The sequence below is a fragment of the Micromonospora chalcea genome (assembly GCF_002926165.1).
GTDB classification, from domain to species: domain Bacteria; phylum Actinomycetota; class Actinomycetes; order Mycobacteriales; family Micromonosporaceae; genus Micromonospora; species Micromonospora chalcea.
The window spans coordinates 120,950-143,766 of sequence record NZ_MAGP01000143.1 but is presented as its reverse complement, the minus strand read 5'-3'; the positions used below and the strand labels follow the sequence as shown (position 1 = coordinate 143,766).

22 protein-coding genes and 1 tRNA gene are annotated in these 22,817 nt (G+C 72.1%); 10 read left to right on the top strand and 13 right to left on the bottom strand.

Features of this window, described 5'->3' with window-relative positions:
- Positions 1–974: LLM class F420-dependent oxidoreductase (locus tag BAW75_RS24680; RefSeq protein WP_244206247.1), on the bottom strand; the 974-nt coding region annotated here is incomplete at its 3' end.
- A gap of 88 nt (positions 975–1,062) precedes the next feature.
- Between BAW75_RS24680 and BAW75_RS24675 the strand changes: the two genes are divergently transcribed.
- The gene (locus BAW75_RS24675; RefSeq protein WP_104115004.1) at positions 1,063–1,371 is read left to right on the top strand and encodes an ArsR/SmtB family transcription factor; all 309 of its coding nucleotides are present in this window, start codon (positions 1,063–1,065) and stop codon (positions 1,369–1,371) included.
- A gap of 3 nt (positions 1,372–1,374) precedes the next feature.
- Positions 1,375–1,896, top strand: a complete 522-nt coding sequence (locus BAW75_RS24670) for an SRPBCC family protein (protein ID WP_104115005.1) — start codon at positions 1,375–1,377, stop codon at positions 1,894–1,896.
- A 9-nt stretch (positions 1,897–1,905) separates the two neighbouring features.
- Here BAW75_RS24670 and BAW75_RS24665 read toward each other — a convergent pair whose 3' ends face one another.
- Positions 1,906–2,289 (bottom strand): hypothetical protein, encoded by a 384-nt coding sequence (locus BAW75_RS24665; protein ID WP_043329122.1) that lies wholly within the window; start codon positions 2,287–2,289, stop codon positions 1,906–1,908.
- 126 nt (positions 2,290–2,415) lie between these two features.
- Between BAW75_RS24665 and BAW75_RS24660 the strand changes: the two genes are divergently transcribed.
- Both BAW75_RS24660 and BAW75_RS24655 read left to right on the top strand, forming a co-directional pair.
- Entirely contained in the window at positions 2,416–3,372 is a 957-nt protein-coding gene (locus BAW75_RS24660) for an ATP-binding cassette domain-containing protein (protein WP_069089112.1), read from the top strand.
- A complete protein-coding gene (locus BAW75_RS24655) occupies positions 3,369–4,193 on the top strand; it encodes an ABC transporter permease (protein WP_064448199.1) in 825 nt (274 codons plus the stop codon). Before BAW75_RS24660 ends, BAW75_RS24655 begins: the two co-directional genes overlap by 4 nt.
- Here BAW75_RS24655 and BAW75_RS24650 read toward each other — a convergent pair.
- Positions 4,175–7,342: an AfsR/SARP family transcriptional regulator gene (locus tag BAW75_RS24650; protein WP_104115006.1), complete on the bottom strand. Its 3,168-nt coding sequence runs from the start codon at positions 7,340–7,342 to the stop codon at positions 4,175–4,177. The genes BAW75_RS24655 and BAW75_RS24650 overlap by 19 nt on opposite strands.
- A 47-nt stretch (positions 7,343–7,389) precedes the next feature.
- Between BAW75_RS24650 and BAW75_RS24645 the strand changes: the two genes are divergently transcribed.
- The gene (locus BAW75_RS24645) at positions 7,390–8,082 is read left to right on the top strand and encodes a hypothetical protein (RefSeq protein WP_402928414.1); all 693 of its coding nucleotides are present in this window, start codon (positions 7,390–7,392) and stop codon (positions 8,080–8,082) included.
- A gap of 15 nt (positions 8,083–8,097) precedes the next feature.
- Here the strand turns inward: BAW75_RS24645 and BAW75_RS24640 are convergent, their stop codons facing one another.
- Positions 8,098–8,868 carry a GNAT family N-acetyltransferase gene (locus BAW75_RS24640; protein ID WP_104115008.1) on the bottom strand — a complete coding sequence of 257 codons (771 nt, stop codon included), beginning with the start codon at positions 8,866–8,868 and terminating at the stop codon, positions 8,098–8,100.
- Positions 8,869–9,028: 160 nt separating this feature from the next.
- Here BAW75_RS24640 and BAW75_RS24635 point away from each other — a divergent pair, with 160 nt between their 5' ends.
- Both BAW75_RS24635 and BAW75_RS24630 read left to right on the top strand, forming a co-directional pair.
- Positions 9,029–9,496 carry an SRPBCC family protein gene (locus BAW75_RS24635; protein ID WP_043329119.1) on the top strand — a complete coding sequence of 156 codons (468 nt, stop codon included), beginning with the start codon at positions 9,029–9,031 and terminating at the stop codon, positions 9,494–9,496.
- A 50-nt stretch (positions 9,497–9,546) separates the two neighbouring features.
- Positions 9,547–10,734: an FUSC family protein gene (locus BAW75_RS24630; RefSeq protein WP_104115009.1), complete on the top strand. Its 1,188-nt coding sequence runs from the start codon at positions 9,547–9,549 to the stop codon at positions 10,732–10,734.
- Positions 10,735–10,739: 5 nt separating this feature from the next.
- On the opposite strand, the gene BAW75_RS24625 is transcribed toward BAW75_RS24630, so the two are convergent.
- Entirely contained in the window at positions 10,740–11,324 is a 585-nt protein-coding gene (locus BAW75_RS24625; RefSeq protein WP_104115010.1) for a GNAT family N-acetyltransferase, read from the bottom strand.
- A gap of 153 nt (positions 11,325–11,477) precedes the next feature.
- Between BAW75_RS24625 and BAW75_RS24620 the strand changes: the two genes are divergently transcribed.
- Complete coding sequence (locus BAW75_RS24620; protein ID WP_244206248.1) at positions 11,478–11,684, top strand: hypothetical protein; 207 nt, start codon at positions 11,478–11,480, stop codon at positions 11,682–11,684.
- A gap of 143 nt (positions 11,685–11,827) precedes the next feature.
- On the opposite strand, the gene BAW75_RS24615 is transcribed toward BAW75_RS24620, so the two are convergent.
- The 4 genes from BAW75_RS24615 to BAW75_RS24590 form a co-directional block, all read right to left on the bottom strand.
- Entirely contained in the window at positions 11,828–12,862 is a 1,035-nt protein-coding gene (locus BAW75_RS24615) for a hypothetical protein (RefSeq protein WP_146074895.1), read from the bottom strand.
- Positions 12,862–13,926 carry a S1 family peptidase gene (locus BAW75_RS24610; protein WP_104115012.1) on the bottom strand — a complete coding sequence of 355 codons (1,065 nt, stop codon included), beginning with the start codon at positions 13,924–13,926 and terminating at the stop codon, positions 12,862–12,864. Before BAW75_RS24610 ends, BAW75_RS24615 begins: the two co-directional genes overlap by 1 nt.
- Positions 13,923–14,264, bottom strand: coding sequence for a CU044_2847 family protein (locus tag BAW75_RS24605; RefSeq protein WP_146074896.1), 342 nt, complete (start codon positions 14,262–14,264; stop codon positions 13,923–13,925). The genes BAW75_RS24610 and BAW75_RS24605 overlap by 4 nt, the downstream gene beginning before the upstream one ends.
- A gap of 1,081 nt (positions 14,265–15,345) precedes the next feature.
- Positions 15,346–16,266: an RNA polymerase subunit sigma-70 gene (locus BAW75_RS24590; RefSeq protein WP_104115016.1), complete on the bottom strand. Its 921-nt coding sequence runs from the start codon at positions 16,264–16,266 to the stop codon at positions 15,346–15,348.
- 137 nt (positions 16,267–16,403) lie between these two features.
- Here BAW75_RS24590 and BAW75_RS24585 point away from each other — a divergent pair, with 137 nt between their 5' ends.
- Positions 16,404–17,111: a DUF899 family protein gene (locus BAW75_RS24585; RefSeq protein WP_104115051.1), complete on the top strand. Its 708-nt coding sequence runs from the start codon at positions 16,404–16,406 to the stop codon at positions 17,109–17,111.
- 226 nt (positions 17,112–17,337) lie between these two features.
- Here BAW75_RS24585 and BAW75_RS24580 read toward each other — a convergent pair whose 3' ends face one another.
- Positions 17,338–17,679 carry a hypothetical protein gene (locus tag BAW75_RS24580; RefSeq protein WP_244206252.1) on the bottom strand — a complete coding sequence of 114 codons (342 nt, stop codon included), beginning with the start codon at positions 17,677–17,679 and terminating at the stop codon, positions 17,338–17,340.
- Between the two features lie 593 nt (positions 17,680–18,272).
- On the opposite strand from BAW75_RS24580, the gene BAW75_RS24575 reads away from it, so the two are divergent.
- Positions 18,273–18,812 (top strand): ATP-binding protein, encoded by a 540-nt coding sequence (locus tag BAW75_RS24575; protein ID WP_069088881.1) that lies wholly within the window; start codon positions 18,273–18,275, stop codon positions 18,810–18,812.
- A gap of 302 nt (positions 18,813–19,114) precedes the next feature.
- Here the strand turns inward: BAW75_RS24575 and BAW75_RS24570 are convergent.
- The 3 genes from BAW75_RS24570 to BAW75_RS24560 form a co-directional block, all read right to left on the bottom strand.
- Positions 19,115–19,191: transfer RNA gene (locus tag BAW75_RS24570), tRNA-Ile, on the bottom strand.
- Positions 19,192–19,316: 125 nt separating this feature from the next.
- Positions 19,317–20,552 (bottom strand): FAD-dependent oxidoreductase, encoded by a 1,236-nt coding sequence (locus tag BAW75_RS24565; RefSeq protein WP_104115018.1) that lies wholly within the window; start codon positions 20,550–20,552, stop codon positions 19,317–19,319.
- Entirely contained in the window at positions 20,545–22,680 is a 2,136-nt protein-coding gene (locus BAW75_RS24560) for an MMPL family transporter (RefSeq protein WP_104115049.1), read from the bottom strand. The genes BAW75_RS24565 and BAW75_RS24560 overlap by 8 nt, the downstream gene beginning before the upstream one ends.
- Between the last annotated feature and the right edge of the window lie 137 nt (positions 22,681–22,817).

Below are 22,817 nucleotides of genomic sequence, written 5' to 3'. Positions count from 1 at the left end.
GAAAAACCGGCCGAGAAATTCGCCACCGGAGGTGATCCGTCCGCGCCGTCGCTCCGTACCTGAGTGGGGAGCAGGGTCGGCCGGTGGGGGCGCCGCCGCGAGACGATCGAGGAGCAGATGGCCCGGGAGCTGCCCGCCTCGGAGTACCGGCCGAGCGTCTCGACCACCTCGGCAGGCGTGCCGGCGGCGCCGTTGGCGCGCAACTCGTCCGGGTCACGACCGATCGCCTCGGCGCGCCGCTTCACCTCGGCCTCGTTGCGGCCGCAGCACAGCACGAGCGCGTTGGACCAGGCCATTGTGGACGGATCGCGGTCGATCTCGGCGCAGGCGTCGCGTACCCGCTGGAACTGCGTGACGGTGTCCTCGACCGAGACGAACGGCAGGTTGAACTCGTCGGCGTACCGGGCGGCCAGGCGGGGCGTGCGCTTCGGTCCCATGCCGCCGAGCAGGATCGGCGGGCGAGGGCTCTGCACCGGCTTGGGCAGCGCCGGCGAGTCGCTGACCGGGTAGTACGTGCCGGGGAAGTCGAACGTGGAGCCCGCCGGGGTGGACCAGAGCCCGGTGATCACCGCGAGCTGCTCCTCCAGCCGGTCGAACCGCTCCCCCAGCGGCGGGAACGGGATGCCGTACGCGGTGTGTTCCTCGGCGTACCAGCCGGTGCCGATGCCCAGCTCGACCCGGCCGCCGCTCATCTGGTCGACCTGCGCCACCGTGATCGCCAGCGGGCCGGGGAGCCGGAACGTGGCGGCGGTCATCAGCGTGCCGAGCCGGATCCGGGTGGTGTCGCGGGCCAGCCCGGCGAGCGTGGTCCAGGCGTCGGTCGGGCCGGGGTCACCGCTCACCGAGCCCATCTTCAGGTAGTGGTCGGAGCGGAAGAACGCGGCGAAGCCGGTCTCCTCCGCGCGCCGGGCCACGGCGAGGAGCTGGTCGTACGTGGCGCCCTGCTGGGGTTCGGTGAAGATCCGCAGTTCCATGCCCCGAGCATATGGAGCCCGGCGGGGCCGGGCACGACGACCCAGCATTCCTTGACAGGCATATAACCAGCGGGGCATATTGCGAGGTGTGACAGTCGACGCCTTCGCCGTGCTGGCCGAGCCCTCCCGGCGCCGCATCCTGGACCGGCTGCGCCGGACCGAGAGCAGCGTCGGCGAGCTGGTGGACGCGCTGGGCATGAGCCAGCCGGCCGTCTCCAAGCACCTGCGCGTGCTCCGCGACGCCGGACTGGTCACCTGCCGTACTGCCGCGCAGCGGCGGATCTACCGGGTCGACACCGCGCCGCTACGAGCAGTCGACGACTGGCTCGAGCCGTACCGGTCGATGTGGACCACGCATCTCGACGCCCTGGAACGCCATCTCGACAGTCAGGAGTGACAGATGGACCGCGCCACGTTCCGCCCCGGCCCACTCGCCCGGGTCAAGCTGACACCCGAAAACGAACTGGTCTTCGTCCGCGACCTGCGGCACCCGCCGGAAACCGTGTGGGCCGCGCTCACCGACCCGGATCGGCTCGCCGAGTGGGCGCCGTTCCTGGCCGACCGTGACCTGGGCCGCCCCGGCGACGCCGTACTCAGCGCCGTCGACGGCGACCAGAGCTACCCGGCGCCGGCCCGGGTGCTGCGCGCCGACCGGCCGCACCTGCTGGAGTACACCTGGGGCGACGACCTGCTGCGCTGGGAGCTGGCCGCCAACGGCGACGGCACCACGCTCACGCTGCGGCACCGGGTCGGCGGTCCCGACCTCGCCGCGATGACTGCCGCCGGCTGGCACGTCTGCCTCGACGTCGCCGCGCATCTGCTCGACGGCGACCCGGTCGGCCCGATCCGGGGCGCGGAGGCGAAGGACTTCGGCTGGGCGGACCTGCGCGACGCGTACGCCGAACGCCTGAACCGCGACTGACGACTGCGGTCACCCGGTCCGGCGGCGCAGCCACCCGGCGGCGCCGCCGACAAGCGTCGTTCCGATGGTGGTGCCGATCGCCACGAGCGCCGCCCCGACCGCCCACAGGCCGGTGTCGTCGGTCGAGGCGGCGTGCACCGCCCACGGCACGGTGAACGCCACTGTCATCACTGTCGCCACCAGCCAGATGTTCAGCCACCAGCCGGCGACGGCGGCCAGCGCGCCCAGGGTCAGCACCGCGGCGGCGACCTGCCAGACCGCGTACGGCCCGCTCATGTCGCCGGTCTGCGGGTCCACGGTCCAGCCGGACTCCCAGCTCAGCCAGGCCACCCACGCGCCGGCCGTGGCCAGCGCCAGGAACAGACCGCCGAGCAGCGTACGTCTCGTCGTCACGCCTTCGATCCTGCCCGGCCGGCGGGGCGGGCGAATGAGCACGCGTACTCGATTTCGCCGCCGCGCACACGGCGGTGTGCGCGGCGTGTGCGCCCGGTGCCAGCGGCCCCGGCCATCGTCGGCGTCATGAGTTACGCATTCGAAGCGGAGGGCCTGGTCAAGCGGTTCGGTACGACGACCGCGCTGGCCGGGATCGACCTCGCCGCACGCCGGGGGACCGTGCTGGGGGTGCTGGGGCCCAACGGCGCCGGCAAGACCACTGCGGTACGGATCCTCGCCACGCTGTTGCGCCCGGACGGGGGGCGCGCGACTGTCGGCGGCTACGACGTGGTCACCGACGCCGCCCGGGTACGGCGGCTGATCGGGCTGACCGGCCAGTACGCCTCGGTGGACGAGGACCTGACCGGCACCCAGAACCTGGTGCTGATCGGCCGGCTGCTCGACCTGAGCCGCCACGAGGCGCGGGCGCGGGCGGCGGAGCTGCTCGCCTGGTTCGGCCTGACCGACGCGGCCGGACGCCCGGCCAAGACGTACTCCGGTGGCATGCGCCGCCGCCTGGACCTGGCGGCGAGCCTGGTCGGCCGGCCGGAGGTGATCTACCTGGACGAGCCGACGACCGGGCTGGACCCGGCGAAGCGGGAGGAGATGTGGGGGGTGGTCCGCTCGCTCGTCGACGACGGGTCGACGGTGCTGCTGACCACGCAGTACCTGGACGAGGCCGACGCGCTCGCCGACGAGATCTCGGTGATCGACCACGGGCGGGTGATCGCGCACGGTACGCCGGGCGAGCTGAAGCGGATCGCGGGCAGCCAGACGATCGTGGTCCGGCCGACCGATCCGGGCCGGATCGGCGCGGTCGCCGAGATCCTGCGCGCCGCCACCGGGGCCGATCCCGAGCTGCCCCGGCCGGGCGTGCTCACCGTGCCGGTGGACGACGACACCCCGTTCACCGCTGTGGTCCGCCGGCTCGACGACGCCGGCATCGGAGTGGTCGAGCTGGCGTTGCGGCTGCCCAGCCTCGACGAGGTGTTCTTCACGTTGACCGGCCACGGCGCCGAGGAGCAGGCGGAGGTGGCGGCATGACCACGACGACCCGTACGGCGACGCCGCCGCCCCGGACCGGCACGCCCCGCGCCTCCGCCCGTCCGTTCGGGCTGGTCCGGCACAGTCTCGCGCTGGCCGGCCGCAGCCTGGTCAAGACGATCCGGACCCCGGAACAACTGCTCGACGTCACGCTCCAGCCGGTCGTCTTCGTGCTGATCTTCGTCTACCTGCTCGGCGGCGCGGTCGCCGGCTCGCAGCACGAGTACCTGCAGTTCCTGCTGCCCGCGATCATGGTGCAGACCGTGCTGTTCGCGTCCATCGCGACCGGCGTCAGCCTCAACACCGACGTCGAGAAGGGCGTCTTCGACAGGTTCCGCAGCCTGCCGATCGCCCGGTCCGCGCCGCTCGTCGGCTCGGTGGTCGGCGACCTGGTCCGGTTCGTGGTCTCCATCGCGGTGCTGCTGGGGTTCGGCTACGCGCTCGGCTTCCGGATCGGCACCGATCCGCTGTCCGCGCTCGCCGCCTGCCTGCTGACCATCGCGTTCGCGTTCGCGGTCAGCTGGATCGGCGTGCTGCTCGGGGTGCTGATGCGCAGCCCGGGCGCGGTGCAGGGCACGGCGTTCCTGCTGCTGTTCCCGCTGACCTTCGGCACCAACATGATGGTGCCGACGGACACGCTGCCCGGCTGGTTGCAGTGGTGGGTCGGGGTCAACCCGGTGGCCGACGTGATGGAGGCGGCCCGGGGTCTGATGATCGGCGGCCCGGTGGCCGGGCCGGTGACCCGGTCGCTGCTCTGGACCGTGGCGATCATCGCGGTGTTCGCGCCGCTCGCCGTCCGCGCCTACCGCCGCCGCGCCTGAGGGCGCCTCATCCCAGCCGGGTCGCCGCCCACGAACGCGAGGGCGTCGGCCCGGCTGCGGCCGTGACCCCGGGCGTACGCGGCGGCGTATCCGTCCTCGCCCAGCTCGGCGCGCAGCCGCTCGGCGAGCCGCTGCGCGTCGGGATTGGAGCGGTCCGGCCGCCCGCGCAGCGAGTCGGAGACGCCGAGCAGTTCGGCCGCGCGCTCGTACCGGCCCTCGGCCACCGCCAACGCGACCCAGCCGACCGTGACGATCGCGACCACCGGCATGTCCCGGGCGGCGAGGGCCCGCGTGGTCGCCTCGTCGAGACAGCGACGCGCACCCGGCAGGTCACCGCGGGCCAGCGCCAGATGGCCCGTCTCGGTCAGCAGCAGGGCGCGGAACTGCGGGGCGGCCAACGGTGTCTCGGCCTGGCGGCGCGTCGCCTCGGCGAGGCACTCCTGCGCCTCGTCCAGCGACCCCTCGGAGCGGGCGATGCTGCCGAGCATCATCAGCCCGAACGCCGCGTCCCGGCCGTTCCGGTCGGTCACGAACCGGCGCAGTTCGGCCTTGGCGCCGGCCACGTCGCCGGAGCGGGCGCGGATCGCGGCGAGCCAGATCAGCTGGAAGCCGGGCTCGGAGGCCGGGTTGAGTTCCCGGGCCAGCCGCACCGACTCCTCCAGCGCCGCGGTCGCCGCCTCGAAGTCGCCGCGTTTGGTGAGCGCGTCGGCGTACTCGCTGAGCACGTGCGACAGGCTCATCCGCTCGCCGACCGCGCGCAGCTCCGCGGCGGCGTCGGTCAGGTCACGCAGCATGCCGTCGGCGTCGCCGTCGTTCTCCTTGAACTTGCCGCGTACCCCCAGCAGCGTGCCGTCGGTCCACGGGTCGGGATGCCCGCGCGCACGGTCGATCGCCGCGATCCCGGCCGCCGTGTCGTCGTCGAAGATCGACAGCATCGGCGCGAGCAGCCCCACGATCGGATGCTTGGTCCCCTCCACCGCCCGCAGGGTCGTGGTCAGCTCGGCGATCTGCTCCGGCGTCGGCCCCCGCTCGCCGCCTGCCAGCTCCGAACCGATGCGGATGGCGAGCACCACCGCCCGCTCCTCCGCCGGGGCCGGGCCGGGCAGCGCCAGCGCGCGGGCCAGCACGTCACCGCCGATGCCGCCGTCGCCCCAGATCACCAGCGGCAACGCCAGCCCCGCGCCGATGCGCAGCGCGGTGTCGGCGTCACCGGCGTCGCAGGCGTAGTGCAGCGCGCCGACGATGTTCTCCCGTTCCGCCTCCAGCAGCCGCAGCCACGGCAGCTGACCGGCCGTGCGCAGGTGCGGCTCCGCGGTCCGGACCAGCTCCCGGAAGTACGCCGCGTGCGCGGCGCGCGCCCCGGCCGACGCCCCGGCGGCGGCGAGCCGTTCCAGCCCGTACTCCCGGATGGTCTCCAGCATCCGGAACCGCCCATCGCCGACCACCTGGAGCAGCGACTTGTCCACGAGCGCGTCGAGCAGCGCGGCGGCGGCCGGGCCGGCGACGCCGGCCGCCGAGTCGGCGGTGACCGACGCCGGGAAGACCGTGAGCCGTTCGGCGAGCTGCCGCTCGTCGTCGGTGAGCAGCCCCCAGCTCCAGTCCACCACCGCCCGCAGCGTGCGGTGCCGGGGCAGCGCGGTGCGGCTGCCGCCGGTCAGCAGCCGGAACCGGTCGTCCAGACCGGCCGCGACCTGCCGCGGTGACAGCGTCCGCAGGCGCGCCGCCGCGAGTTCGATGGCCAGCGGCAGGCCGTCGAGCCGCCGGCAGATCTCCACCACCGCCGCCACGTTCTCGCCGGTCACCGCGAACCCGGGCCGCACGGCGGCGGCCCGGTCGCGCAGCAACTGCACCGACGGGTACGCGAGCGCGTCGCCCGGCGTCGCGTCCGCCGGTGGCAGCCGCAACGGGGGTACGGGTTCCAGCACCTCGCCGACGATGCCGAGCGGCTCCCGGGACGTGGCCAGCACGCGCAGCCCCGGACAGTGGCCGAGCAGGTCCTCGGCGAGCCGGGCGGCGGCCTCGACGACGTGTTCGCAGTTGTCCAGCACGATCAGCGTCTCGTCGGTGGCGATCGTGTCCACCAGGCGGCCGAGCGTGTCGCGGGCCGGCTGGCGTACCGGTTCCAGCTTCCGGTCCCGCCGCCCGAGCGTGTCGAGCACGGCCCGTGGCACGTCCGCCGGGTCGGTGATCGGTGCCAGCTCGACCAGCCACGCCCCGCCGGGTACGCCGTCGGCGAGCCGGCCCGCCGCCACGCTCGCCAGCCGCGTCTTGCCGGCTCCGCCCGGCCCGAGCAGGGTGACCAGCCGGTTGCCGGCGAGCAGCCCGGTGAGCCGGCGCAGGTCCTCGTCGCGCCCGACGAAGGTGGTGAGCGCGGCCCGCAGGTTGCCCCGCGTCACGGCCGTCGGCTGCGGCGGGGCCGCCTCGCCGCGCAGCAGCTCCAGGTGCGCGGCCCGCAACTGCGGCGACGGGTCGACGCCCAGCTCGTCGGCGAGCCGCTGCCGGATCCGCTCGTACGCGGCGAGCGCCTCGGCGGGCCGCCCGGCGGCGGCGAGCGTACGCAGGTGCAGTTCGGCCAGCCGCTCCCGCAGCGGATGCGCGGCGGTCAGCTCCTCCAGCTCGGCGACCAGCAGTTCCGGCCGCCCGGCGCGCAGCTCCGCCTCGATCCGGTCCTCCTGCGCGGTGAGCCGCAGTTCCGCCAGCCGCGCCACCGCTGCCGCCGCGTACGGCGCGTCGGTGACCTCGGCCAGCGCCGGCCCCCGCCACAGCGCGAGCGCGTCGCGCAACATCGTCCGCGCCGTCGCCGGGTCCCCGTCGCGAAGCGCCGCCCGCCCCTGCCGGGTCAGCCGCTCGAACCGCCCCGCGTCCACGTCGTCCGGGTCCAGGTCGAGCCGGTAGCCCGCGGGGCTGCTGCGTACCCCGAGCCCGGGCACCGCCCGGCGCAGCCGGGACACGAGCGTCTGCACCGCGTTCGGGGTATCGGTCGGCGGCTCGTCGCCCCAGAGCGCCTCGGCCAGCGCGGGCACGCTCACCGGCCGGCCCGGATCCAGGGCGAGGCGGATCAGCAGCGCCCGCAGCCGCGCCCCGGCGACGTCGAGCGGCCGGTCGCCGTCGCGGACCTCAAGCGGCCCGAGGATCCCCACCCGCACCATGCCACTCTCTCACCCGCCGTCGAACCGATGGTGGCAAGATCGCGGGCGTGACGAGTGTGTCCCGCCCGCTGCCACGGCTCGTGGGGCCGGAGGCGTTCGCGGACGTCCCCGCCGACCGGCTCCTGGCGGTGCTGGAGGCGGTCACGATGGTCCTCACGCTCCCCCACCGCGCCGCCGAGCGGGTGGACGCGCTGGTGGTGGCCACCGGCCAGGGCGAGGACTGGCGTCTCACCGACGCGATCCGCGCTTGGGAGACCGGCCCGGCGCTGCGGCACCTGCTGGTGGCGAACACCGACTCGGCCGAGCGGACGTACCGCCCGCTCACACTGGACCGGCTGCGCGGACTCGGTCTGCGCCGGGTCGACGGGGTCGTGCTCCAGGCCGAGCCGGTCACCGGCACCGGCCGGCAGGCCACCTGGGTCGTGGAGCAGGTACGGGCGCTGGGCATCGGCAGCGTCGCGCTCGTCGTCTCGCCGTACCACCTGGTCCGGGTCTACCTCACCGTGCTGCGGGCCTGCGACGACGCCGGCCTGCGGATCCCGATGGTCCCGCTACCAGTGGCTGTCGCACCGGACGCCCCGGTGCCGGAGACCGGCGCGGCCGGGTACGACCTGGTGGCCGGCGAGGTCAGCCGGTTGCTCCGCTATCCCGGCCAGGGGTGGATCGCCACCCCGGAACGGCTACGCGACTACCTGCGCTGGCTCTGGTCCGAGCACCGTCCCCTGCTCACCGGCGCCTGAAGGTTCCCCGGCGGGCTACGCGTCGGGGATCCGGACGGTGAGCACCCGGGTGAGGACGCGGAAACCGGCCGCGTCGTACATGCGGCGGGCCGGGTTGCCGTCGACCACCGACAGGCCGACGGACGGCAGTCCCGTCTCCCGCGCGCCGCGCAGCGCGTGGACGAGCAGCGCCCGCCCGAATCCGCGCCGCTGCGCCCGGGGCGCGACACCGAGGTTGAGGATCCAGACGCAGTCGTCGTCGGTCCACGGCACCGGTCCGGCGCACAGCACGTGCCCGGCGCTGCGGCCGTCCGGGTCGATCAGCCGGGCCGAGGCGGGCACCAGCGGCGGCACCGGTTCGCCGGTGTCGAACATCGCCCGCACCTGTTCGGTGTCGCTGGGCTGCCAGCGGCCGTCCGGGTGGTCCGGGCCGTACGCCGCGTCCAGTCCCTCGGCGAGTTCGTCGTCCCAGCCGGGGGCGCCGAGCGACCAGCCGTCCGGCAGCGCCACCGGTTCCGGCACGTCGGTCAGGTCGTGCCGCATGTCCGTGGCGGCCCGGCTCAGCTTCAGCCCGTCGGCCACCAGCGCCGCCGCCAGCGCCTCGTCCGGCGTCTCCAGCCGATGCCCGGCGAGGTCACGCCGCACCTGCGCGACGAGCCGGGTGAGCGGCGCCCCGGCCAGCGGCCTCACGCCGGCCGCGACCCGCGTGCCGTCGTCGTCCCGCAGCCGCATCCGGGCCAGCGGCACGTCGTCGGCATCGAACAGCAGCGAGTCGTCAGGGGCGTCGGGGTGCGGTAGTACCGGCATTCGCGGCAGCGTACCCGGCGCGCCCCGCCCCCGCTTCCCCGCCGATCTTGGAGTTGTGGCGCCTGAATCGCCCTACTCGGTGACATTTGTCAACCGCCACAACTCCAAGATCGGCGTCGGGCGGGACCGGCGAGCGGTGGGAGGCGCCTAGGGTTGGGGGGTGAGCAGGGTCGATCGGGGCAGCAGGACGATCGGGGCCGCGCCGGCAGCGGTGTACGGGGCGCTCGTGGATCGGGCGGCCCTGGAGGCTTGGTTGCCGCCGGACGGGATGCGCGGGCGGATCGAGCGGTGGGATCCTCGGCCCGGGGGCGGGTTCCGGATGGTGCTCACCTATCTCGATCCGGCGGGCAGCCCGGGCAAGACGTCGGACGCCACCGACGTGGTCGACGTCGGGTTCGCCGAACTCGTACCGGCGCGCCGGGTCGTGCAGACCGCCGTGTTCCAGGCCGACGACCCGGCGTACGCGGGCACCATGACCATGACCTGGCACCTCGCAGCGGCCGGCGACGGCACCGAGGTGACGGTCACGGCCACCGGCGTACCACCGGGCATCGACCAGGCGGTGCACGAGGAGGGCATCGCGTCCTCGCTGGCGCACCTGGCCGCGTACCTCGAACCGGGCGGCTGACCTCGGCGGACGCCGGGATTGGCGGCGGTTTTTGCGGGTAGCCGCCGGCGGTGACCGGGCAGTGGGAGGGGCGCGGCGGCCGGCGGGGGTCGTCGCGGCGCGCCGGCCTGGACGCGGAACGGTTCGACGAGGCGTGGGAGCGCGTGAACGAGCGCGGCCGGGCCGCCGGGCGGGACCGGATGCAGCAGCTGCGGGTCAAGTCCGTACTCGCCGTGCAGGCCGGTCTGGCGGCGGCGCTGGCCTGGGCCGTCGCGCGCTGGATCACCGGCATGCCGAGCCCGATCTTCGCCCCGGCGGCCGCGGTCGCGGTGATCACCTCGTCGTTCGGACGGCGCCTCTCCAACACCGTCGAGCTGCTCGCCGGGGTGACGCTCGGCATCATCGTGTCGGACCTGCTGATCGGTGCCGTCGGCGCCGGGGTGTGGCAGACCGGCGTGATCGTCGCGGCGTCCGTCCTGGTCGCGCTGGCCTTGAGTACGCGGGGCGGGATCGTGGGCAACGCCAGCGGTACGGCGGTGCTGCTCGGCGCGCTCTCCTCGTCCCGGCACACGCTGGAGTTCCCCCGCTTCGTGGACGCGCTGATCGGCGGCGGCGTGGGCCTGGTGGTGACGCTGCTGCTGGTGCCGATCAACCCGCTGCGGGTCATGCGGCGGGTGGCCGCGCCGACGTTGCGGCAGCTCGCCGACCAGCTCGCGGCGACCGCCACCGCCCTACGGCGACGCGATCACGAACTGGCCGACCGGGCGCTGAGCCGGTCGCAGGCGATCGGCACGGACCTGGGCCGGTTCTGGGACGTCTTCGGCGGCGCGAAGGAAACCGTCGACCTCGCCCCGGCCCGGTGGCCGAGGCGGCAATCCGTTCAGCATTACCAGCTCGGCGCGCCGGACGTGGACCAGGCGGTCTGGAACACCCGGGTGCTGGCGCGGCGGGCCGTGGTGCTGATCGAGGACGGGGAGCCGATCCCGGAGAGCCTGCCGGACGCCGTGGAGGCGCTCGGCGCGGCGGTGCACGCCGTACAGGAGGAGGTTCTCGCGGACCAGGGTCCGGAGGACGCCCGCCGGCACGCGCTGAGCGCGGTGGCGGCGGCGACGCGCGCGGAGCTGGCCGGGACCGGGCTGTCCGGCACGGTGATCGTGGGGCAGGTCCGGACCGCCGCGAGCGACATCCTCCAGGCGACCGGGATGGAGCGGGAGGAGGCGCTGCGGCGCATCCGGGAGGTGGCCGCCGCGCAGTCGTGACCCGGTCAGTCGTCCCCGCGTACGCGGGCGTGCAGGTGCATGTCGTGCCGTCCGTCGTCGTGCACGGCCGCGCTGCGCTTGGTGCCCTCCAGCCGGAACCCGGCCTTGACCGCCACCCGGCACGACGCGACGTTGCCGGTGGAGTGGTCCAGCCAGAGCCGGTGCAGCCGGCCGTCCGCGAGCGCCCACGCGCTCAGCGCCCGCAGCGCGCCGGAGGCCACGCCGGTGCCGCGGGCGGCCGGAACCACCCAGTACGCGCACGCGGCCTCGCCGTCGTCGAGGTTGACGCCGCCCAACGTCATGCGCCCCACCACCTCGTCGCCCCGGGTCACCGCCCAGCTCGCGCCCGTCTCCTCCTGCCACGATCGACGGGAGTGGGCGAACCACTGGAGGACCTGCTCCGGCGACGCGGGCCGGCGGGTGTGCCAGCGGCGGATCTCCGGATCCTGGTACGCGGCCAGGACGGTCGGCGCGTCCCCGTCCGCCCAGGGGCGCAGGACCAGGCCGCCCTCGGCGGGCAACGTCGGTTGCGGGCCGCCGGCCAACGTACCGGCGGGAACGGCGGGCGGTGTGGACACCTGAAAGCGCATGCCCGACTCTCCCCCGCCGACCACCCCACATGTCAATCGGGTTCAGATCGGCACGTGCGAGGGTCCACGCGCCACGTGGCCGCTCGGCTAGGGTGCGCTGGTGGCAGTGACGGCAGCGGGCGTCTTCCGGCGTACGCCGCGGGAACGGCCTGGGTGTGCCGGGACACCTACCCGGACCGGCCGATCGGTCTCGCGGGGTTGCGGTTCGCGGGCGAGCGCCAGGTCTTCCACGTGTACGCGACCTGGGCGGACTGGGCGTTCGACCACGCCGGATGGAACCGGGAGGCGGACCTGCTCGCCATCACCGCATGCCGCACCAGTACTGGGGTGATCCGCTCCCCCGCGCCCGCGACTACGTGAACCGGCATCCCCGGCCGACGGCCAGGCTGATGTGCCAACGCGCCCTGGTCGACTTCGCGACCGGGTGGATGGCCACCAACCGCACGGGCTGATCGCCGTCCCCGTCCGCCGCCCGGACTCGCACGACGGACGGGGCGCTCGACTCACGCGGGGCGTTGTTCGTTCTCCTCGCCAGGAGGACGCTGGCGGAGCGGCTCGGTCGTGTGACCTTCGGACGGCGGCGGCATCAACAGAGCGGTCGGGTCCGCACCCGACGGTACAGCGGGTCCACTCAACGCCGCGGGCGCGTCGGGATACGCGGCGCCGCTGTGTTCCCGCAAGTGCTCGCGGAGTTGGGAGATCATCCTGTCCACGGAGGACGGCTCCGTCACACCCTGGATACCCATCGCCTCGTTGGGCGCGATCCCCAGCCAGAGGTCGACAGCCACCCGGCCGGAGACGAGCAGTTTGATGATCTGGCGCTGCGTGTAGTGCCCGAACTGTGCACCCATGTTCGGCCCGTTGCCGATGGCTCCCGAGAAGACCCCGCCGCTGTTGCCGTCGGAGCCGGGTTTCCACTGCTCGTTGAAGACGCTCACCCGGTCCGCGGACGTCTCCATCCCGTCCACGTTGCCGAGCGCGTACTCCTTCGTGGAGTCGCGGATCGTGAACCCGGTGGCGATGTCGAGCACGCACTCGTACACCGGCAGGCGCCAGTTCGACATGTAGACGATCATGATCTTGTACGCGGAGTAGCGGAGTTTGCCGTCCCGTCCCCTGTTCCAGTGGAACGGGAGAACCGAGAACAGCTCGGGGATTCCGTAGAAGACGAGATAGGGCTGCCTGCCCTGGGAAAGCTCGGTGGGGTGGATGTTCAGCCGCCGGTAGCCCATCTGCGCGATGGCTTCCTCGGCCCCGTACAGCCAGGCGTCCATCTCCTGATCGGTCGCCCGGGGATAGGCGCGCCGGCGCGCCTCCGCATAGTTCAGGAGCCCGATGAGCCCCAGGACGACGAGCGCGGCGCCGCCGACCCCACAGAGGAATCCGAGACAGATCGCCGCGTCACCGACGGCGAACATCACCAGGGCCATCAGCAGGAGTCCGCCACCGAATGCCAGCTTGACGTACTGGGCTACCGGCGTGGACGGTTCGGGCGCGAAATACTTGCCGGCTCGCTCTGCGCGTTGTTCAGGATGCATCAGATCCCCTGGTTTCGGCTGAGCCCCTGCCAGGTCGGGCACTCGACAGCAGGAACGTGGTTGATGATCTCGCGGGCGCGATCACTGCCGACGCCCGACAGCGCCGCCTGAAGGCCGCGCAGCCTGGAACGGTCGGTCGGAATGCCACGGATTTCGTAGTAGTCCTCGATGATCAGCGCCCAGAGGGCTCGCAAATGGTTGCTCGTATAGCCGGGCTCGATCTGAATGCCGATCTGCAGCAGATTCTCCATCGCCCGGATCACCTCGTACCGGTACCCGCCGGGGCGTCGGCCGCCGAGAGCGGCCAGCACCCGGTAGTAGTAGACATCGACTTCGCGTGGATACATGTTCACGAGCGTGTTGAAGCGCTCCAGGGCCCGCGCGTACGCCCCATTGTTGAGAGCAGCGACCGCCTCGACGAATTCCGGGTCGACGCGGATCTGCTCCGGGAGCAGGTCCGCCAACGGCGGCCAGGCCTCAGCCAGCGTGGCGAGCGGGATGATCCACGAGATCCGCAGGCTCTTGTCCATGTCGGCGGTCGAAACCATGCCGACGACGCGGCCCGACGTGACGTCGACAACGGGGCCGCCGCTGTATCCGCGCTGGATCTGGCCGTCGAATCCGGGCAGACCGTTCACCTGGATGAGCTTCCCGGTCTCATCAGGCCCGATGACCTGGACCCGGGTCCGCTGACCGCGGTCGTCCGCCGCCGAATACTGTTCCGGAAAGCCGAGCGCGTCGAGCGGCGTCTCCGGCCGCGGCGGCGCACTGGGCCCGAGCGGCGCCGCAGGCCAGCTCTCCGGCACGTCGACGACTGCCACGTCGGTCCCGTCGTACCGGCCCGGACTCCAGCCCGGCACCGCGTAGCGGGTGGAACAGACCTGGCCCGAGCCCCAGCCCCCCGGCGCCTCCGCCCAGCACCGGACCCGGCCCTCGACCACGTGAGCGCACGTGAGGGCCACGCCCGGCGCCACGACGAATGCGGTTCCCAGCACCTCCGACGGAGCACCATCATTCGTCGTGGCTCGGATCCGCAGCCGCCAGGGTTCAGAGGAGGTGATCATTTCGGTGCGGAGTCTTCCCGTCGCCAGACCAGTTCGACACCGAGGTTTCCTTCGTACGCGGTCTTCGCGATGACGGCGTTCATCTCAGCCGTCATCTTCACGGCGAAGGTGAGCTTGACCTCGCTCGGCCCCAGGTCCTCGCGGAACACACGCATGGCCTCCAGAGCCGCCGCGCGGACGCTCCGAAGTGACTCCTCGAAGGATCTCGGTTCGGTGCGACCGCTGCGGCCCACCGGCCCGATGCCGGCGCTCTCGCCACGAAGATCCAGGTCCTGGCCATCGACCTCGATGAGGACCGGATCCGCTCCATGCACCGCGAATTGCCTGGTAACTGGCACAGCACTCCTTCGACCGGAAGGAAAAGAGGTCAGCGGGACAATGCAGACGACGCGACAATGCGTCGAGGATCGACCGGCAGCACACCCGCAACTTGCGAGGATCGTTCAACCGGCTTGAAATCGATCCTGGCGTTCGCGCGCTGATGCCAGGATCAGACATTCGGCCGGTTCGGATGTCAGCAACACGACTTCTGGTCGAATATCGCGCTCCACTGAGGACTTGGCCCGATGATCAAATCTGCGTCGGCGCGAGACTGGTAACCGAATGGGCGGAGTGGTGGCGTAGGACGTCGTTGACCTGGCGGGGCGGAGTTCGCATCCGCGACCGTGGGATTACGAGATCAAGATTGGCGGCATCGCACGCATCCCGTTTTCCGGTACGGTGACGCTTCACGAGTCGCGCCCTTACCGGTGATGGCCTCGCCGTTCAGGAGGTGACGCGCGTGAGAAGGACCAGCCGCATGGTGTGGTGGGCGCTCAGCATCTTCCTGATGGCGGCACCGGCAGCCTGTACGTCCTCAAGCGGTTCGAGCCAGGGTGGGGCCAGACCACCCACGCCAACTGCGTCTCTGGGCACCGACCCCAGCGCGACCCCGTCAGCTGACGTGGGCGCCGGGCAGGAGTCGTGCACCAAATCGGTCGATACGATCACGGAACCGCCGGCGGGTTATCGGCTCGTGGGAGAGGACGTCGCGGTACCTGCCCGGCCGGTGCTTCAAGTAGCGGAATCGGGGCAACCGGACCCGGCAGCCCGACTGTTCGCCAAATGGGGCTTGGTCGTACGCGGCGGCGCAGTGGTCGACCTTCGGGTGGCAGCCGGCTGGGAGGACAAGGCGCGTCTCGGATGGGGCTCGTCAGTGGTGCCGGCCGTGAGCGCCCACGTGCGCGCCTGCGCACCTGTCGATGACCGACCTCAGTGGCTGGCCTTCGTCGGCGGCACCTGGGTTGCGCGGCCGGCCTGCCTACCGCTCACCATCACGTCGCGGGGGCAGACGGCGCACGTACAACTAGGTGTCGGTGTCCCCTGCGACGGAACCACGCCGCCGAGTTCGTAGGAATCCTGAGCTTGAAGCTTACTTGTCTAGGGCTCGAGCGTGGTGGGCATGCCGAAGGCGGCGACGTGACGGGCACCGATGAAGGCGTTGCTCTCTGCGATCTTCCCGTTCTCGATCCGGAGTACGTCGACGACCAACGCCTCGTAGTGCCGGCTGCCGGGCCGGCGGAGATAGTTGATCAGTGCCGGGCGCCCGTTGGCCGAGGTGGGGAACGTACGCCAGTCGAGCGGTCGGCCGAGGAACTCCGCGGCCGTGTCGATCCCGACGACCGGCGGCTCGGGCGGCATCGTGATCCGTACGTCCTCGGCGAGCAGTTCCCGTATCGTCTCCGGGTCCTTCGCGTCGGCGTAGCGGCGCAGGATCTCTTCGTCCTCACTGGTGAGCTGCGGGCGGCGCCAGTCCTTCGGGTCCGACGGAGCGCGTCCCCGAAGGGTGTGGCGGGCCCGCTGGAGGAGGCTGTTGACGGCCGCTACGGCGGTGTCGAGCGCGACGGCGATCTCCTGCGGCGTCCAGCCGTGGACGTCGCGCAGCACGAAGGCCGCCCGCTGCCGCGGCGGCAGGTACATGAGCGCCGCGATCACGGCCAGCTCGACGGTCTCCCGAGCGGCGAGACCGGCCTGCGCGTCGTCGGCCAGCAGGGCGTCGGGATAGGGACCGAGCTCGGTGGACCACTCCAGCGGATCACCGTACGGCACCGCCCGTCGACCGGCCGCCTTGCGGCTGTCGAGGAAGACGTTCGTGGCGATCCGGTACAACCAGGTACGCGCCGACGCCCGGCCCTCGAAGCGGTCGCGAGCCCGCCAGGCACGCAGGAAGGTCTCCTGCACCAGGTCGTCCGCGTCGGTGACGTTCCCGGCGAGGCGGTAGCAGTGGACGTGTAGCTCACGCCGGTGCTCGTCGAAGGCGCGCCGCAGCCAGATCGCCTGCTCGTCAGACGAGTCGGGCATGTGATTTCCCCGGGGCTGAGTGGTGCTCACAACCGTACTGACGACCGCGGACCGCATCCGTCATCGGTCACCGATGACACTCGCCGACTCGGTCGTCTGTACCTGTGACCGATCCCCACTCCACGAAGGAGACAGCCATGACGGCAACCCCCGCGTCCAGCGCCGCCGCGCCCCCGGTCGTCGACCGGGAGACCTGGCTGCGCAAGCGCGACGAACTGCTCGTACGGGAGAAGGCCCACACCCGCGAAGGAGACGCGATCGCAGCCGCTCGTCGTCAGCTACCGATGACCTTGATGCCGACGGTGACGGTGCGGGGCCCTGGCGGCGACACCCCGCTGGTGGAGGTGTTCGAGGGCCGCCGGATGCTCATCGCCTACTTCCATATGTGGCACGACGGCAATCCGTACGAGCATCAGTGTGAGGGGTGCACCTTCTCGACCTGTCACATGCAGACGCTGGACTACCTGCATGCTCGGGACGTCACCTACGCCGTCTTCTGCGAGGGTCCCTACGACGAAAGCGCCCCGTTCGCGGAGTTCATGGGCTACAGGTTCCCCTGGTATTCGGCGAAGGACTCCGACCCGGCTCTGGCCGACGGTCGTCACTTCGGGTTCATCGCGTGCTACCTGCGCGACGGCGACAAGGTCTACGAGACCTACTGGACCACCGGGCGGGGCGTGGAGGCGTTGATGACCACCTACCACGCTCTGGATCTCACGGTGTACGGCCGGCAGGAGAACTGGGAGAACTCGCCTGAAGGCTGGCCGCGGGTCACCGGGCACCCGTGGCGTCTCGACGGCCGCCCCACCGCGCAATGGTCGCGCCCCGGCGTTGCACCGCGATGACGTCCTGATCGTAGTTGAGCTGGGAAAACGGCTGGTGGGGCGGGCGGGGTTCGACCCCGCCACCGAGGGAATCATGAGATCAAGATGGGCGACCCACCGACCTGCCTGAATGGGCTCTCACCAGCGGAAACACCTCTCGATATCTCTCACCACTCCCCCAGCGGCGGTCGGCCTCTTGCGGACTGGGTGCGAACTGCCCGCAAGCCTCTCGTCCCGCAAGAGGCGGCTACCCATCGAGCGCCTTCTGCCACGCCGACAGCTCCTGTCGAAGCCGTCCCACCTCATCAGGTGAGGCGTCCGGGAATCTGGGCACTGCTTCAGCGATTCCCTCCACCGCCTCCTCACCGATCACCTGACTGATGGCATCCCATAGGACCCTTCGCGCCCGAGACGCTTGAGGGCCGATCAGCCACTCGTCGATGAAGCGGTCGACGGTCCCGGCGTCTGCATGGCCGCCTGCCATCCTTGAACCGATCCGGTCAATCGAGCGGGTGAGGCACTCAAGGAAGCGAGCTACCTCGATCGCCCGGTCAAGTGGGACGGTCACCGTTGATTCGTCGCGGTTCACATCCAAGGCTGCCCCTCTGGATCAAGATGCCGTCGCAGACCGTCCAGATCCTCGACGGATAGCCGCCAGTCTGCCCCCGTCCCCCGGATAGGTGCCAAGAACTGCGGTGCCCGGTGGGGGTCAAGGATGGCTGTAGGCCATCGGCATACCGACGCGCAGCGCCCTTGACGCCGGGCGGGTGGCGTAGAGGATCGGGCACCCGGGGACGGTTCACGCCCTGGCCCTCATCGTCGTCAAACCGCATTCGGCGACCTACGAGAGGCCGGGGGCAAGCAGTTCCGCTGCGCGGCAGCCGATCGCCCCAACCTCAACTGGGAGCGACGCCTACGCCGATCGTCCCGCCTCACAGCCCTTCAAGCCCTTGGTAGGCCCCGTCAGCGTGGCCGGCCGGCCCGGCCGATGCCGGCGCTTGCGCCGCCAGCAGGCCGCCTTGATCTTAAAGAGGCCAATTCGGCAGTTCGCGGTGTAGAACTCTTGTCTTCCGTCGGCTGATGCGCGACACCCGTCCGCCAACTGATCGGCGACACCTACGCGCTGGTCGCGGCATGAGCGAGCGTCAGCGATGATGGCGCGACCGTTCAGATGGGGAAACGATGACAACACGACCGACTCTGTTCCTGACGGTAGGACTGCCAGGCACCGGGAAGACCACAGAAGCGCGGCGCATAGAAGTCGAGGAGCAGGCTCTTCGCCTCACGAAGGACGAGTGGGTAAAGGCCCTGTACGGCCTCGCGAACCCGCCGTCGGCCTCGGACGTGATCGAAGGACGGCTCATCGAGATTGGGCTGCGCGCCCTCAATCTCGGCATCAACGTCGTCATCGACTTCGGCCTCTGGGGTCGAGATGAGCGCTCCGCGCTACGGCAGGCAGCTGCCGACCTCGGCGCGGCGGTGGAGATGCGCTACTTCGAACTCCCACCGGCCGAGCAACGGAGACGACTCGACCAACGCCAAGCCGAAGAGCCGCACACGACGTGGCACATGTCCGACGAGGAACTCGACAGGTGGGCTGCCCTCATCAGCATCCCGACCGAAGGAGAACTCGACGGCAGTGAACCCGTCGACTGCCCGCCGGCAGAATTCGCGACGTGGGAGGACTGGCGCAGGCATCGCTGGCCTCCGTCGGTCCCCTGACACCAAGGATTCCGAACCAACCACCCATCGGCAGACCGCACGTCCCGACGCCCACTGATGTGCCCCGGTGACGAGCTGGTGTTCACATCCCCAACGGGCGAGGTGTTGCGTAACAACAACTTCCGTCGCCGGGTCTTCGACCGGGCTTCGGCGTCGATCGAGCTTGCGAACCGGACGCCGCACGAGCTGCGGCACAACGGCGGCCAGTGTCGCGGTGGCGGAGGGGCCAATGTGAAGGCGGCCATGACCTCGACGCAGTGCACCCGAGCCGTCGGCACCATGGCTGAGCTGGAGAAACGGCTTGGTGGGGCGGGCGGGGTTCGAACCCGCGACCGAGGGATTATGAGTCCCCTGCTCTAACCGGCTGAGCTACCGCCCCGTCACCGCGCCGGATCGTAACCCGCCGATCGTTTCGCGGACCACCACCGGCCGGGCGGAAAGAGTACCGCGACAGCACGATGGGCTACGCGAGGATAACAACGCGCAACCCACCGGCCAACGGCTCTACGCGCGCCGGAGATCGGCGATGACGGCGCCGACCGTGCGCCAGCCGCTGGCGAGCGCGCCCTGGATGGACGGGCTGTCCCGGTGGTCCCCGGCCACGTACAGGCCGTCGCCGAGCGCGACCGGCTTGCGCAGGCGGCCCTGCGGCGGCGGGGCGGCGGGCAGCGCGTCCGGCACGGTGATGGTGGTGAGGTGGGTCCAGTCGGCGGTGGAGCGGCCGTAGAGGCGGTCCAGTTCGCGGCGGATCACCGGTTCGGGTGGGGTCTGCGGGCCGACCACCGAGGTGGCGACCAGGTGCTGGCCATCCGGGGCGTACGTGGGCGCGGCCCGGCTCACCACCACCGTGTTGGCGATCGTTTCCCGCCGGTCGCCGTCGAGCAGCAGGATCGGCTCGTCCAGTGGCGCCGTCTCGGTGCGGTGGTAGTAGGTGGTGTAGGCGTGCATGCGTACCCTCGGCAGCCCGGGCAGCAGCGTGGCCGCCGCCGGCGGGTCGGCCGCGACCACGACGGCGCGGCAGGTGATCTCGCCGGACGGGGTGCGGACGCGGCCGGGCGCGACCTCGGTGACCGGGGTGTTCAGGTCGATCAGCTCGGCGGGCAGCGGCGCGGCGAGCGCCCGGGGCAGCGCCGCCATGCCGTCCGCGGGCAGGCCGATGCGGCCCCGGGCGAAGGAGCGCATGATGACCGCGAGGACGTGGCTGGAGGTGGCCAGCTCGCGGTCGAGCAGCACGCCGGACAGGAACGGCCGGAGCAGTTCCTCGATGATCGCGTCGGAGAGCCCGGCCCGGCGCAGCGCCTTCTCGGCGCTGGTCTCGGGTGTGTTGAGCAGCCGCCCGACCGGCAGCGTCGCGTAGCCGGCGGCGAGCGCGCCGAAGCGCAGCCGGTCGGTCAGTGTCCCGATGCCGGCGGTGAGCGTGGCGGGCGCGCCGGCGGGTTCGCGCAGCGGGTTGACGAGGCGTTCCAGGCGGTCGCCGCGGCGCACCAGGACGCCGGGCGTGAACCAGCCCATCTCGAGGGCGCCGACGTCGACCAGGCCGGCCAGCCGTGGGTACGCGGTGTTCAGCACCTGGAAGCCGCGGTCCAGCAGGAACCCGTCGACGCGGTCGGTGGCGACCCGCCCGCCGAGCCGGTCGCTCGCCTCCAGCAGCCGCCAGGGCACGCCGGCCCGGTGCAGCCGCCGGGTGGTGGCGAGACCGGCCAGGCCGCCGCCGGCGACCACCACGTCGGTGTCAGGCACGGTCCACCCCCGCGCCGGCCCGGTCGCCCTCGCGGTGCGACCGCGACAACCGGCCTGGCCACCAGACCTTCGGCCCGATGTCGTACGCGAGCGCGGGCACCAGCAGCGAGCGGACCACTATGGTGTCGAGCAGGACGCCGACGGCGACGGCCACGCCCAGCTCGACGAGCACGACGAGCGGCAGTACGGCGAGCGCGGAGAACGTGGCGGCGAGCACGATGCCGGCGGAGGTGATCACGCCGCCGGTGACGGCCAGGCCGACGAGCACACCGGCGCGGGTGCCGCGGCGTACCGATTCCTCCCGGACCCGGCTCATCAGGAAGATGTTGTAGTCGATGCCGAGCGCGACCAGGAAGACGAACGCGAACAGCGGGAACGACTGGTCGACGCCGGGGAAGTCGAACACGTACTTGAACAGCAGCGCGCAGAGGCCGAGCGTGGCCAGGAACGACAGCACCACCGTGGCGATCAGCAGCACGGGGGCGACCAGGGCGCGCAGCAGCACGGCCAGGATGACCGCGATGACCAGCAGCACCACCGGGATGATCACGTTGCGGTCGCGGACGGAGGCGTCGGCGGTGTCCACGTTGATCGCGGTGAAACCGCCGACCACGGCGTCCGCGCCGGGCACGGCGGGCACCGCCTCGCGCAGGTCGCGGATGGTCCGCTCGGCGCCGTTGCTGTCCGGCGCGTCGGCGAGCGTGACGTTGAGCTGCACCCGCCCGTCGACCACCTTGGGGGGCGCGTTCGGGTCGGGCGGCGCGTTCTCGCCGCGCTGGCCGAGCGGCAGCACCGAGGCGACTCCCGGTACGCCCTGCGCCACCTGGGCGACCTGCCGCGCGGTGTCCTGGGTGGTGAAGATGGTGGCGGGGCTGCCGGTGCCGGCCGGGAAGTGCCTGTCGATGACCTCCTGCCCGGCCACCGAGTCGGTGCGCTGGGTGAACAGCTGGGACTGGCCGAGCGTGGTGGCGCCGAGCCGGGTCACCCCGATCGCGAGCACGGCGAGCGCCACGGCGGTGACGACCCAGACCGTACGGGAGCGGCGCGCCACGAAGCCGGCGATCCGCGCCCAGATGCCGTGCTCGGCGCGCGGGTCGGCCTCGTCGTGCCGGGGCCGCCGGGGCCAGAACGCCCATCTCCCGCCGAGGACCAGCAGCGCGGGCAGGAACGTGAGCATCACCAGCAGCGTGGCGGCGATGCCGACGGCGCTCACCGGGCCGAGCGCCCGGTTGGAGTTGAGACTGGACAGCAGCAGGCAGAGCAGGCTGACGATGACTGTGGCGCCGGAGGCGACGATGGCCGGCGCGGCGCCCTTCCAGGCGGTCTTCATCGCGTCCCAGGGCCGCTCGTGCCGGTGCAGTTCCTCCCGGTAGCGGGCGATGAGCAGCAGCGCGTAGTCGGTGCCGGCGCCGAACACGAGCACGGTGAGGATGCCCTGTGCCTGCCCGTTGAGCTTGACGATGTCGTGGTCGGCGAGCAGGTAGACGAAGACGGCCGCCAGCGAGTACGACATCCCGGCGGCCAGCAGCGGGAAGATCCACAGCACCGGGCTGCGGTAGACGACGAGGAGGATGACCAGGACCACGGTGAGGGTGACGAGCAGCAGCGGGCCGTCGATCGCGCCGAACACCTCGATCAGGTCGCCGAGCAGCCCGGCGGGTCCGGCGACGTCGACGGTGAGCCCGTCGCGGTCCGGGCCGGCGATGTCGCGCAGGCGTTCCACCACCGCGCGGATCTGTTCGCCCTCGCCGCTGTCGATCGGCACGATCACCTGGGCGGCCTGCCGGTCCTGGCTGACGACCGGTGGCGGCAGCGGGCCGACCACGCCCGGTACGTCGGCGAAGCGGGCCGCGTCGGCCTGGATCCGTTGCTGGTCGGCCGGGGTGAGGCCGCCGGCGCGTTCGTAGACCACGAGCGCCGGCGTGGTCTCCCGGTCGACGAATCCGGCGGCCAGATCCTGCGCGCGGGTGGCCTCGGCGTCGGCCGGTAGGAAGGAGGCGTTGTCGTTGGTGGAGACCTCGCCGAGCTTGCCCGAGTACGGCCCGGCGACGCCGCCGATGATCAGCCAGCCGAGCACCACGGCTACCGCGATCAGCGTCGCGGTCCAGCGGCTGCGTCCTGCGGCCATCTCCACCGTCCTCGAATCGACGCAACAATCGACGCAGCGGGAGTCTAGGTCGACGCCGACCATCCTGCCGGGCGACTGACGACTCGCGGGCGGAAACCGGGCAGCCGGGACACGCGAGGGGCCGGAACGGGAAACGC